Annotated in this window: 13 protein-coding genes; 11 read left to right on the top strand and 2 right to left on the bottom strand. The window is 43.5% G+C overall.

Going from position 1 to position 12160, the window contains the following annotated elements; all coding sequences use genetic code 11:
- Positions 1-74: 74 nt before the first annotated feature.
- Positions 75-350, top strand: coding sequence for a hypothetical protein (locus J9317_RS10815; RefSeq protein WP_211558479.1), 276 nt, complete (start codon positions 75-77; stop codon positions 348-350).
- A 215-nt stretch (positions 351-565) separates the two neighbouring features.
- Here J9317_RS10815 and J9317_RS10810 read toward each other — a convergent pair whose 3' ends face one another.
- Positions 566-1030 carry a spore gernimation protein GerT gene (locus J9317_RS10810; RefSeq protein ID WP_211558477.1) on the bottom strand — a complete coding sequence of 155 codons (465 nt, stop codon included), beginning with the start codon at positions 1028-1030 and terminating at the stop codon, positions 566-568.
- 123 nt (positions 1031-1153) lie between these two features.
- Here J9317_RS10810 and rarD point away from each other — a divergent pair, with 123 nt between their 5' ends.
- The 4 genes from rarD to bshB2 all read left to right on the top strand — a co-directional run bounded on the left by rarD (position 1154) and on the right by bshB2 (position 3589).
- A complete protein-coding gene (gene rarD, locus J9317_RS10805) occupies positions 1154-2092 on the top strand; it encodes an EamA family transporter RarD (protein WP_211558475.1) in 939 nt (312 codons plus the stop codon).
- Positions 2093-2110: 18 nt separating this feature from the next.
- Positions 2111-2383, top strand: coding sequence for a hypothetical protein (locus J9317_RS10800; RefSeq protein WP_211558473.1), 273 nt, complete (start codon positions 2111-2113; stop codon positions 2381-2383).
- 176 nt (positions 2384-2559) lie between these two features.
- On the top strand, positions 2560-2910 hold the full coding sequence (locus J9317_RS10795) for a YojF family protein (protein ID WP_211558471.1): 351 nt from the start codon (positions 2560-2562) through the stop codon (positions 2908-2910).
- 19 nt (positions 2911-2929) lie between these two features.
- Positions 2930-3589 (top strand): bacillithiol biosynthesis deacetylase BshB2, encoded by a 660-nt coding sequence (gene bshB2, locus J9317_RS10790; RefSeq protein WP_211558470.1) that lies wholly within the window; start codon positions 2930-2932, stop codon positions 3587-3589.
- A gap of 41 nt (positions 3590-3630) precedes the next feature.
- Here bshB2 and J9317_RS10785 read toward each other — a convergent pair whose 3' ends face one another.
- Entirely contained in the window at positions 3631-4998 is a 1368-nt protein-coding gene (locus J9317_RS10785) for an MATE family efflux transporter (protein WP_211558468.1), read from the bottom strand.
- A 299-nt stretch (positions 4999-5297) separates the two neighbouring features.
- Between J9317_RS10785 and cdaS the strand changes: the two genes are divergently transcribed.
- The 6 genes from cdaS to J9317_RS10755 all read left to right on the top strand — a co-directional run bounded on the left by cdaS (position 5298) and on the right by J9317_RS10755 (position 12154).
- The gene (gene cdaS / locus J9317_RS10780) at positions 5298-5921 is read left to right on the top strand and encodes a sporulation-specific diadenylate cyclase CdaS (RefSeq protein ID WP_211558466.1); all 624 of its coding nucleotides are present in this window, start codon (positions 5298-5300) and stop codon (positions 5919-5921) included.
- A gap of 84 nt (positions 5922-6005) precedes the next feature.
- A complete protein-coding gene (locus J9317_RS10775) occupies positions 6006-7322 on the top strand; it encodes an NCS2 family permease (RefSeq protein WP_211558465.1) in 1317 nt (438 codons plus the stop codon).
- A gap of 264 nt (positions 7323-7586) precedes the next feature.
- Positions 7587-8810, top strand: coding sequence for an MFS transporter (locus J9317_RS10770; protein WP_211558464.1), 1224 nt, complete (start codon positions 7587-7589; stop codon positions 8808-8810).
- A 519-nt stretch (positions 8811-9329) separates the two neighbouring features.
- Positions 9330-10379 (top strand): C40 family peptidase, encoded by a 1050-nt coding sequence (locus J9317_RS10765; RefSeq protein ID WP_211558463.1) that lies wholly within the window; start codon positions 9330-9332, stop codon positions 10377-10379.
- Positions 10380-10584: 205 nt separating this feature from the next.
- Positions 10585-11163 (top strand): superoxide dismutase family protein, encoded by a 579-nt coding sequence (locus J9317_RS10760; RefSeq protein ID WP_211558462.1) that lies wholly within the window; start codon positions 10585-10587, stop codon positions 11161-11163.
- Between the two features lie 112 nt (positions 11164-11275).
- Positions 11276-12154, top strand: coding sequence for an ATP-binding protein (locus J9317_RS10755; protein WP_431190677.1), 879 nt, complete (start codon positions 11276-11278; stop codon positions 12152-12154).
- Positions 12155-12160 lie beyond the last annotated feature (6 nt).

Raw genomic sequence — 12160 nt, 5'->3', positions numbered from 1 at the left:
GGGTAGTGGCCCATTCGTTGTCCATGCTAGGTGAATAACCTATGAGTGCAGGCTAACGAAGAGGAGGATTAAACATGTACCCTTATATGATGCGCGGAAATCCCGGCGGACCATACCCGAGGTTTATCCCATTCGGATTTCCATTTGTCGGAGGGCTGCTGGGCGGACTGCTTGGAGGCGCGATTGTCGGAGGCTTGGCTCAACCGCCTTATTATCCGTATTACGGCGGCGGATTTTATGGAGGCTATCCCGGCGTGGGGTTCGGAGGGGGATATGCAGGAGGCTATCCCGGAGGCTATCCCGGAGGATTTGCCGGCGGCGGTTACCCAGGCTATCCAGGAACTTATTGAATTGGACGTCCACTTTAAGACAAAAGGTATGCCGCTTTCAAGCAGGAAGGCGGTTTTTTTCTGTCTTATTCGAATGATACGCTGAAGAACCTTTTTTAATTGGAGCGGATGAGACTCATAATGGGGCTGCCCAGCCAGCTCTTTTGGACGCCTCAAGCATCATTCATCGGACAGGTTTAACAAAATATTCCTAAAGAAAAGAAGCTGATAGGGTTTCAGCTCCTAATGTCTTCTTCCGGAATATGAATTTCCGTAACATTTAAATCCTCATTCTTTAAAAAGGACAGCTCCAGTTCTTCATCCTGATAGGTCGCTTTCGTTCCTTTTCTCCTTACGAGAAAGGGAATTTGAAAGGTTTTTCTTTCTCCTTTTTCAGGGAAATTTAAAAGCGTCAGCTGATGACTGTTGTGCTGGATTTTGACATCTCTCGCTATCTTTGAAGGAATATTTATTTTAAAGTAAATCCGGTCTGTTGCTTCATACCAATTTTCGGAAGGAGGAGCTTGTTTTTCTTCTTTATTTTTGGAAAATTGGTAGGGGAATCCGGCGGATTGATCCTGGCCGAATACCTGGCCCATTACCTCCTGAACGTAGTTTTCAACTTGATTGGGATTCATTGTCTTAAAAAAATCAGGCATTTTCTGCTGATTAAATGGATATTGCTTATTCCATGGAAACATATGATCATCCTTTCGTTTAGGCGGGCGATAATGCAGTATATGCGGAGTCAAAACCTTTTGCTTGTGAAGCTTTAGGGGGGAAGAGTATAATGTGCTTGGAGTAACAGGGAGCGTGAATGTAACTTGCACGAACATGTAAAACATGACAAAACCGGAATTCTGCTGACAGCCGGTTCTTATTTTTTATGGGGTATTCTTCCACTATACTGGAAAGCAGCTGATTCAGTAAGTTCAGAAGAAATCCTGGCACATCGGATTTTTTGGTCTTTTATTTTTATGCTGCTGGTGATTACAGCCGGCAAGAACTGGCCGGTAATGATCCAGACATTGCGTGAAATGAAGAAACGTCCGCTATTAATCGGATCCCTTATCTTATCTTCCTTGCTTATCAGCACCAACTGGTTTGTATACATATGGGCCGTGAACAACCATCATATTTTAGAAGCCAGTCTTGGATATTATATTAATCCGTTAATCAGTGTCCTCCTTGGAATGGTGTTTTTGAAAGAGAAGCTGAATGGTTGGCAAAAACTCTCCTTCGTGCTGGCGTTAACCGGTGTTCTGATTTCAAGTTTTCACTTTGGAAGCTTCCCTTGGATTTCCATCATTCTCGCTTTAAGCTTCGGGTTATACGGTCTTACTAAGAAGGTTACGAAGCTGAATGCCTCCATTGGATTGACCTTTGAAACCCTAGCCGTTATGCCAGTATCAGTGATTTATCTGCTGCACCTTTCACAAAAAGGCGAAGCATCATTTTTAGCAGGAAGCCTTTCCGTGGATCTCCTGCTGATCGGAGCTGGAGTCGTAACCGCTATTCCGCTTCTTCTTTTTGCAAGCGGGGCACAGAGAATACCTCTTTACATGACGGGGATTCTTCAATACATTGCTCCTACCTTGACACTCATCGCCGGGCTCGCCATCTTTAATGAATCCTTTACCAGTGTAGATCTAATTACATTTACATTTATCTGGTCTGCCCTCGCCGTTTTTACTTTCTCTAACAGTAAAGGAGCCAGAAGCGTCCAGCTTAAAAGGATGAAAAATAATTCAGCGGATATTTAACATAATGGGAGTGGTAAAATGGAGGATAAGCACCTGCTTGAATGCTATCGAAAGATTTGGCACAATCGAAAGCTGGGTTCTGATCTTCCTGCAAGAGCAGCACTCGAAGATGCCATGAGAAGAGATCTGCTTGATGAAGGAACCCATCCAAGGGTCAGAAAAAGTCTGGATCAAAAATATGACATTTCGGTCAGCAGGGTTACAGAATCCTCACTAAAAGATGAGGAGAAAATGGAGCTTGCTGCAGCCTACGCTGCGGTGCTGGCCATATTAAAAAAAAGGCTGTGTTAAAAGTATAACGCTGATTTTTAACACCTATTGATTGAAGCGGAGGGCGTGAGACTCCAACTCCAGCGGGAGCAGAGGGGAAAAGCGCATCCTGGAGCAAACCCAGCCATTCTGAAATTGTACAGCGGCAATGTTTGCGAAAACAGCCTAAAGAAATGATTAACTAAAGGAGCTTCAGTATGAAACCTATTATACCTAGTGAGGTCCAGACGTACCTGGATCAGCATGCAAATAAAGACGTATACATTCATCTTGAAACGACAACCGGCGCATACAATGCTCACCAAAATGAAAACAGCATGACAGTTGTGGCGTTCATAAGAAACGTCAAGTTCCGTTACTCACTTGCGAAAATCACCGGTTTTGGACCTTTCAGAGTAGGATTGAAAATGGAGGAAGGCTGGACTTATGCAGAAGGATTAACGGATTTTACCATCGATGAGCAAAACCGTTTGATTCTTGCTGGACATCACCCTGACGGAAAACTTGCCATTGCGCTGCAAATCAGTACAGTGCCATTTCCATCTTGAATAAAAGGAGTTTTTTAATATGAATGAACATGTATTGGTTGTTTTGCCGCATCCGGATGATGAATCATTTGGGGTTGCCGGTTTAATTGCGTTAAAGCGAAAAGCAGGGGTACCAGTTACATATGCCTGCGGAACACTGGGAGAAATGGGAAGAAATATGGGAAGCCCATTATTCGCTAACCGCGAGACACTTCCGCTTATTAGAAAAAGGGAGCTGCAGGATGCATGCAAGGCAATGGATGTTACGGATTTAAGAATGCTTGGCATGAGGGATAAAACACTTGAGTTCGAAGATATCGATCTTTTCGCAGACCGCATTGAAAGTATCATCCAAGAGGTAAAACCGACATTGATTGTCACGTTTTATCCGGATCATGGCGTTCATCCAGACCATGATGCTACAGGCAGAGCGGTTATCCATGCACTAAAAAGAATGCCTGCTGAAGAGCGCCCGGAAACATACTGCCTGGCTATTACGAAAAATAGAGAAAACGTTCTCGGTGCTCCTGATATAATACTGGATATCAGGGAAGTGGCTGAAACAAAAATGGAAGCATTAAAAGCCCATCGTTCTCAGACAGAAGGCTTAATCAGGCAAATGGAAGAAAACTTTAAAAAAGGCGTGCCTCAAGTCATGAACTGGTTTGAGACAGAAACCTACTGGCATTATCAATGGTAAGAAATGAAAAAACCAGTCCGGACATACCGGACTGGTTTTTGTTATTGCAAATTTTTCGAAGGGGTGTCCTGAACAAGCTTTTGGGTTCTTCCAAGTCTAAGTGAAAGCCCGATTGCCCCTGAAGCAAGCCCCGCGATCAGACCGATCCAATACCCAAACGCCTGAAGGCTGGTATATTGGGCAAGCACATATCCAAGTGGAAGTCCGATTGCCCAATAAGAAATCAGGGCAGTATAAAAGGTAAATTGGACATCTTTATAACCTCGAAGGGCTCCTTGAATCGGTGCAGCAATCGCATCCGACATTTGAAAGAAAATCGCATAGATCAGAAATGTTTTCGTTAACTGGAGAACATCAGCATTTTCGGTATAAATCGAAGCGATAAACCCTCTGAAAAAGAAAATGACGGCTGCGGTCAAAAGAGACAGGCAAATTCCCATTAAGATTCCGAGATAACTGTACTCCTTTGCATCCTTCCATCTTTTTGCCCCGGCTTCATACCCTATGACAATAGTTAACGCCATTGAAATGGAGAGCGGAATCATGTATAGGAATGAGGCGAAATTCATTGCTGCCTGATGGGAAGCAATTGTGACTGTATTGTATTCGCTCATAAACAGTGTTACCGCTGCAAAAATACTTGTTTCAAAAAAAATAGCAAATCCGATCGGCATTCCAATCGCTAAAATTTCTCTCCATTTTTGCAAAGACACTTTATAAAAATGCGAAAAGAGGGAAAAAGAAGCCAAAGAAGGGTGTTGAGTTAAAATAGCGATTGTTATGATGGCTGTTATCCAATAGGTAATACCAGTGGCAACTCCGGCTCCAGCTCCTCCAAGCTCGGGGAAGCCAAGATTTCCAAAAATAAACAAATAATTCAAGACAAAGTTTACCGGGAGTGCTGTCAGCGTGATCCACATGGTAATCCGTGTCATGCCGAGTGAGTCAATAAAGCTCCTTAGAACTCCGTAAAGAAAAAGAGGCAGAATCCCGAAGGAAAGGGCAATTAAATAATTTTTTGCGATGACTTCCACCTTTTCTTCCAAAGGGAGGAAAGATAGCAAAGGATTAAGAATGAAAAATCCTGCCGTAATAATAAGAGCTGTCATGAAAATGGACAGGTAAAGCCCCTGAATGACGGTAAAGGGAATGTCTTTTGTCTTTTTAGCCCCTGCAAGCTGCCCGGCCATCGGCGTGATAGCCATAAAGATTCCGCTTAATCCCGTATAAACCGGAACCCAAATACTTGAACCAACGGCCACTCCTGCTAGGTCCTCCGGACTGACCTTGCCTGACATCGTTGTATCAAGAAACGTCATGGAGTAAAGACCAAGCTGGGTAATAAGAATAGGAAACAGGATGATGCTGAATTGCTTTAGTTTTTCTGAATATGCAGGTGCAGATAGCATTAGTTAACCTCTTCTGTTCATTGACATAATGAAGGAATTATATCACGAATCGAAGAGATGGCTACTGCTTTTGTTTATGATCCTTTGAAGAATCCCTTTTAAACATCCTGTAGTAAAAGCATCCAAGAATAGCTGTACCTGACAGAGAAAATAGGTATTGAAAGATTTTGGCAGCTGTCATCGATCATGCTCCTTTTCATTATCTTTTGTACGGTGTTAGTATGTACCACCATTTTCCATCCAATTCGCTTTCATGTTCGGGCGCAGGATGCTAACCATATAAGAAAGGAGCGAAATGTATGAGCAAATCAGAGGAAATCGTCATTATAGATGAAATAAAGAACAGCATTGAACGCAATTTGAACGATATTATAGCCGGCTCCCAAAAAATTCTCAGGGAGCTTGGGAACAGTGAGAGCTGTCTGTTATGCGAACTGGATGAGATCAATGGACGCTTTCAGATGATTCAATCATCGGCATCCACCTTTTATCTCCAAGTGTACCTGTCAGCCTATACAGAAAGCTTCCATGCTCTTGCTTCCGCTATGCAAAATTTGTCAAACAAACATCATGGAGGATTAATCATCGTGGAGAGGGGGGAACCAGTGGCTCCTTTCATCCGGAATGGGGTACACGTACAGGCGGAGCTTTCTGCTTCTCTTGCTGAAAGCATATTTTATCCGGGGAATCCTCTTCATGACGGGGCCATGCTTGTTAAGGGAGATAAGATTGTTTCAGCCGCCAATGTCCTTCCGCTGTCTGAAATTTCTTCAGGCGGAAGCAAGCTTGGGACGAGGCATAGAGCGGCTTTGGGATTGACAGAAAGAACGGATGCCGTCGTGCTGATTGTTTCGGAGGAAACAGGGAAAATGTCATTTGCGAAGGATGGAACGATTTATCCGATAAGTACAAATAATCTTTAAATTGTAACCTTTTATAAAGTTCTTTCATCCCTATTAAATGTGAGATATAATGGCGGATATGTTTTCAATTGAGGAGGTAAGAGGTTGAACAGGCTAGTTGATCAATTTTTTAAATTAACGGAACGCAAAACGACCGTACGGAGAGAATTTCTTGCTGCCCTTACGACATTTGTGACCGTCAGCTATATTATCCTTGTAAACCCGGTTATTTTATCTGAGGCAGGCATCCCTAAAGAAGCGGCCCTCGCTGCGACCATCTACGGAATTGTCATTACCAGTCTGATTATGGGATTGTGGGCGAATCTCCCAATCGTGATCGGACCAGGAATGGGTCTCAACGCATTTTTTACATATACCGTCGTCTTAAAGCAGGGTCTTTCATGGGAAACAGCTCTTGGTGCCGTATTTATCTCCGGGCTTTGCTTCTTCCTTCTTTCTATTTTCGGAATCAGTGAAAAAGTGGTTAAAGCCATTCCTAAAACGCTCAAAGCATCCATTACAGCAGGTATTGGTTTGTTTATTGCCTTTATAGGATTGAAAAATGGCGGAATTGTCGTACCGGATGAAGCCACTCTTGTTGCATTAGGAGATATGACGAATATTGGAACGATTCTTGCGATTGCAGGAATCGTTCTCACAGCTGTTTTGGCAGCGCTGAATGTAAGGGGCGGAATCATTTTGTCCATCCTGATCATCTCAGCTGCATCCATCCTGCTGGGAAATTCTCCATCGCCTAAAGGAATTACCGATTTTCTCTCCTTTCAGATTCCATCAATTGAACCGACGTTTATGGCAATGGACCTTAAGGCTGCCATTGGGTACGGAATCCTTTCAATCATTTTCTCTTTTACAATTGTGGAACTGTTTGATACCCTCGCCACTCTTATTGGATTGACGAAAAAAGCAAACCTTACTGATGAACATGGGAACGTACCGAATATGAACCGTGCTCTTACAACAGGGGCATTTGGAACGATGGTAAGTGCAGTGCTTGGAAGTACAGCCATGAATACGTACGTTGAAAATGCTACCGGGATAGCAGCAGGAGCAAGAACTGGCTTAAAGGCGATCTTCGCTGCACTTTTATTCCTGCTTACACTGCTGTTCGCACCGCTTATTCAATTTATTCCGAGTGTCGCGACAGCCCCTGCGCTCATAATCATCGGAGCTTTTATGCTGACTGAGCTGAAAGAAGTTGACTTCGATGATCTAACAGAATTAATCCCTGCATTCCTTGCTTTAATCATGATGCCCCTCACTTACTCAATAGCTGAGGGAGTGGCCTTTGGATTCCTTTCTTACACGTTGATCAAACTCTTCACCGGACGTGCAAGAGAACTGCATTGGCTCATGTATCTGATTTCAGCAGCATTTATCATTAACTTCTTTTTAATAGGCTGAATACGGGGCAATTGCCCTGTATTTTTTTGTTGTTTAGGAATGTGGAAAAATATAACTCGGTATATCCTCGTCCAGCGACAGCGCCTGGCCCCTCGAGGTCTTAAGCCCCTGATTCGGCGGGGGCCACAGGACGCGGGACGTCGCGCACTTAGCAGAACTTCATTATTTCATGGCGCTCGCGCTTTTTTTTTGTGAAATTTCGGGTGGCGAAATATCTCGGGCGGTGCTATAGTAAATGCATCATACAATAAATGGAGAATGCTCATGTGGAAAAATAAAAATGTTTGGATTATTTTAGCCGGGGAGTTTATCGCAGGTCTCGGTTTATGGATGGGAATCATCGGAAATCTGGAGTTTATGCAGACCTACATTCCCTCTGATTTTTTAAAATCGCTTCTTTTGATTGCCGGACTTTTAGCTGGAGTCGCGGTAGGCCCAATGGCAGGCAGAATGATTGACAGCCGTTCAAAAAAAAAGGTCCTGATTGTTTCCGGAATAGGAAGAATGCTGAGTGTTATCTTTATGTTTGCCGCCATTTCCTTCGGTTCGGTATGGCTCATGCTACTATTTTTAATCGGGATTCAGCTATCTGCTGCCTTTTATTTTCCTGCTCTGCAGGCCGCTATCCCTTTGATCGTTATGGAAGAAGAACTGGTACAAATGAATGGTGTCCACATGAATGTTGCGACACTTGCCCGTGTCATCGGAACGGCACTCGCCGGTATCCTCCTCGCATATTTAAGCCTGAGTATGCTGTACGCCATGTCAATGGCGGCTTATGGTGTTCTGCTCCTTGCGACGTTTTTTCTGCACTTGGAAGAAGAGGAAAAAAGCAGTCAAAAGCAGACAGGGAAAAAAGGAGGATTTTTAGAGGTTATGCCCATTCTAAAAGCTGCTCCTATCGCACTGACTGCCCTGATCCTGACCATCATTCCGATGCTCTTTATTGGCGGATTCAACCTCATGGTTATTAACATCAGCGAGCTTCAGGACAGTACAGCCGTAAAGGGGCTGCTTTACACAGTGGAAGGACTCAGCTTCATGCTGGGAGCCTTACTCGTTAAGAAGCTATCTGACCGTTATAACCATATTGCGTTAATGATTTTGTTCTCTTTTTTAACCTCTATTGCGCATCTTTCATTGTTTTTCAGTGACCATTTTTGGATGTCGCTCGTATCATTCGGTTTTTTCGGGTTAAGCGTCGGCTGCTTTTTCCCGATTGCTTCTACGATTTTTCAAACGAAAATCGACAAAGAATATCATGGCCGCTTCTTTTCGTTCCGGAATATGCTGGACCGGATCATGTTTCAGGTTGTTTTGCTGGGAACCGGACTCCTGCTCGATACCATCGGCCTGAAATACATGGTTGTCGTGTTCGGTGCAGGATCCCTTGCTCTTGTAATGATTTACGGCAGCAGGCAGCTGAGAAATTTGGGCAAGAAGGATGATCTTATCGCATTTTCTGAACCCAAAAAAGTTAGAAGCTGAACAGTCCATCAGGGCTGTTTTTTTATTCCAGTTTCATTTGCAGGACAGAAGGGAAGGAAGGTGAAGGATAAGAAGGAGGCTGATAGGAGACGCGGAACTTTCCAAGGTGTAATAAATCCCTGCATTCACGCACATTTCGAACGAAAAGATCGTTATTTGAATGAAATAGCAACTTTATTAAAAAATTAGTTTTAGAACAAAAGGTTTTTAAGCTGATTGAAGCTAAAGGTCTTTGAATCTTGCGTGAACGGCGGGAGGGAAGAGATCCCGCTTACGCCAGACTGCTTACCCGCAGCCCAAAACCAGCATACTGGAAAGGAAATCTGCATTCTATTAAATTTTTTTTTGCAAAATTCGCCCTTTCCATGTTAAATAAATAGAAAAATATCCGATATATATAAAGATTGCTGTCAAAGATCGACTCATCTATTGCAAAAACTACTTATTTTTTACAAAATTAGTAGTCTAAGTTTAGGAACTGAAGTAAAATAAATGGTGAAAGTAGAGGAGGCTCTGTTAATGAACCATAAAGTACTCGGATTGACGGTAACCGCAGTGGCAGGTGCTTCATTTTTTGCAACCGCTGCTTCTGCAGAGAGCGTAACGGTTAAGAGCGGAGATTCGCTTTGGAAGATTGCGAATCAGTACAAGGTTTCCCAAAAGGCATTAAAGGAAGCCAATCAGCTGAAAAGCGACACGATTTTTGCTGGACAGGTTCTTCAGATTCCAGGTACAGGGACTCAAATCAAAAATGCCAGCACAGAGCCGCATAAAGAATCAGGCACACAAGATACATACAAGGTTTCAAAAGGCGACTCCTTATGGCTGGTTGCCAGAAAGTACGGGATGACCGTTAATGAACTGAAAACCCTGAACGCACTTAAAAAAGATACGATTTTTCTTGGACAGGTTTTAAAGATTAATTCGAATTCTAATCCTGTGAAACCGGCGGTTACTCCGCCTGCCCCGCCTAAAACGCCTGTTTCAGAGGATAAAGACACGAGCAGCCAGAATACATACCAGGTAAAACCAGGCGACTCCCTCTGGAAGATTGCCAACCGGTTTAATTTAACGATTGCTGAATTGAAGGTCTCCAACCAGCTGAAAAACGACACACTTTATGTTAATCAAGTACTTAAGCTGAAAGGTGAGGTAAAGCCGGAATCCAATCCAGCTCCTTCTGCTCCTGATAACAGCCAGGCCGATACAGGCAAAACGGAAGCCATGATCAATGAAGCTGAACGATTGATGGGGATTCCGTACAAATGGGCCGGAAACACACCTTCAGGATTCGATTGCAGCGGATTTGTTTATTATGTGATGAACAAGGTAACCTCGGTTTCCCGTCTCAGCGCTGCAGGCTACTCCAGCATAATGAAACCTGTATCAGAGCCTGAACGAGGAGATTTCGTGTACTTCACCACGTATAAGGCAGGACCTTCGCATATGGGAATTTACCTGGGCAACGGAGATTTCATACACGCCAGCGGGTCTCAAGGGATTACCGTCTCCAATTTATCCAATTCGTATTGGAAAAGTCATTATCTCGGAGCTAAGCGCTACTTCTAAGAGGCCGCTGGCTTCTTTTTTTTGCCTAATGGATAAAGAACCTTGCATTTTGCAGTGCGCAAATCAGGGAGGAATATTCACGGAAGAATTCACTGAAAAATCAGCTGATAATAGATGTTCATGCTCAATAATTCCGGGTTTGTATGCTGTAACAATTGGAGAAAATGCGAATGAAAGGCAAAAAAACAAAGAACGGAGGAATGGTATGAACAACATAGTCAAAGCAGGAATCCTATTGCTGCTTGCAGGATTTTTAAACGCATGTTCGAGCGGGATGAGCGAACATCACCATCCGGAAGCTGAGGGACTGGAAACTGCATCTGAAAAAAATCAAAAGGAGATAACAGTATCTCTGATCACATCTAAAGGAGAGGCTGCTGGAAAAGCTATTATTACAGAGACGATAAAAGGGGTAAACATTCATCTGGAGGGAGAAAACCTTCCTCCTGGGAAAAGAGCAATTCATATTCATGAAACGGGGTCATGCGTAAAGCCTGATTTCACGTCGGCCGGTGCCCATTTGAATCCGTTTGCAAAAAAACACGGTTTCGAAAATCCGCATGGGCCCCATGCAGGAGACATTCCGAACATCACCATTGGTTCAGACGGGAAGATTACTGCAGATGTAACCGCACCTCTTGCAGAATTTTCTCAGGTGCTTGATGAAGATGGGAGCGCATTAGTCATACACGAGAAAGAAGATGATTATAAAACTGATCCGGCTGGTAATGCCGGTGCAAGAATTGCCTGCGGTGTGATTCATAAAGAGAACCAATCAATGTAAAAGAGAGGAATCTTTATCCGGCCTGTCAGCCGGGTAAGGATTTTTTGTGATGTACGTCTTTTTTCTGTATACTGATATAAGAAAATGAGACGCTGAAAAGAGGTTTGATTGTATGAATGAAATGAAATTGAATTTGCCTGAAGCCATTCGGGCTAAAATACAAAAAACATCTGCATTATCTGAAATGGATGCTTCACTAATTGGCGGAGGAGGATTCATCACAGGAGATTCTTCTATAATAGAGGACGCCGTCATCGCCCTGGCCCTCGGGAAAAATATCCTGCTGAAAGGACCGACCGGATCAGGAAAAACAAAGCTGGCAGAGACGATTTCTCACTTATTCAACCGGTCTATGCACAGCATAAATTGTTCGGTAGATCTTGATGCAGAAGCGCTATTAGGCTATAAAACAATCTTCACAAAAGGGGACAGCACGTCGATTGAATTTGTTCCGGGACCCGTAATCAATGCAATGAAAAAAGGACAATTCCTATACATAGATGAAATCAACATGGCAAAACCTGAGACATTGCCAATTTTGAACGGTGTTCTCGATTACCGCAAAATGATCACGAATCCATTTACAGGTGAAGTGGTAAAAGGGTCTGAAGCATTCGGAGTCATTGCAGCGATTAATGAAGGGTATGTAGGAACGGTTCCTTTAAATGAAGCATTAAAGAACCGTTTTGTTATCATTGACGTTCCTTATATCCAAGGGGAAGAGCTCCGTCAAATTATCACGAATCAATCAGGACTGAAGGATCCGGTCCTCATCAGCTTATTTGTCAGGCTTTCTGCAGATTTAATAACTCAGGTTAAAAATGGCCAGGTATCAGAAGAAGCTGCTTCCATAAGGGCTCTTCTTGATACGTGCGACCTTGCTGCATTCATCCCTCCTATGCGCGCAATTGAGCGTGGAATTGCAGAAAAGGTCGAGGATGAACGGGAAAAAGCGGCCATCCGCAATATTGCAGAAACGTTATTTGAGTGAGGCCTC

It is taken from the genome of Metabacillus flavus (assembly GCF_018283675.1).
GTDB lineage: Bacteria > Bacillota > Bacilli > Bacillales > Bacillaceae > Metabacillus_B > Metabacillus_B flavus.
Note: the sequence above shows the minus strand (reverse complement) of the source record. Positions and strands in the feature narration are given on the sequence as shown.

Coding starts and splice junctions, on each gene's coding strand:
- J9317_RS10815 (WP_211558479.1), top strand. CDS start 75: ATGTACCCTTATATGATGCGCGGAAATCCCGGCGGACCATACCCGAGG.
- J9317_RS10810 (WP_211558477.1), bottom strand. CDS start 1,030: ATGTTTCCATGGAATAAGCAATATCCATTTAATCAGCAGAAAATGCCT.
- J9317_RS10800 (WP_211558473.1), top strand. CDS start 2,111: ATGGAGGATAAGCACCTGCTTGAATGCTATCGAAAGATTTGGCACAAT.
- J9317_RS10795 (WP_211558471.1), top strand. CDS start 2,560: ATGAAACCTATTATACCTAGTGAGGTCCAGACGTACCTGGATCAGCAT.
- bshB2 (WP_211558470.1), top strand. CDS start 2,930: ATGAATGAACATGTATTGGTTGTTTTGCCGCATCCGGATGATGAATCA.
- J9317_RS10785 (WP_211558468.1), bottom strand. CDS start 4,998: ATGCTATCTGCACCTGCATATTCAGAAAAACTAAAGCAATTCAGCATC.
- cdaS (WP_211558466.1), top strand. CDS start 5,298: ATGAGCAAATCAGAGGAAATCGTCATTATAGATGAAATAAAGAACAGC.
- J9317_RS10770 (WP_211558464.1), top strand. CDS start 7,587: ATGTGGAAAAATAAAAATGTTTGGATTATTTTAGCCGGGGAGTTTATC.
- J9317_RS10765 (WP_211558463.1), top strand. CDS start 9,330: ATGAACCATAAAGTACTCGGATTGACGGTAACCGCAGTGGCAGGTGCT.
- J9317_RS10760 (WP_211558462.1), top strand. CDS start 10,585: ATGAACAACATAGTCAAAGCAGGAATCCTATTGCTGCTTGCAGGATTT.
- J9317_RS10755 (WP_431190677.1), top strand. CDS start 11,276: ATGAATGAAATGAAATTGAATTTGCCTGAAGCCATTCGGGCTAAAATA.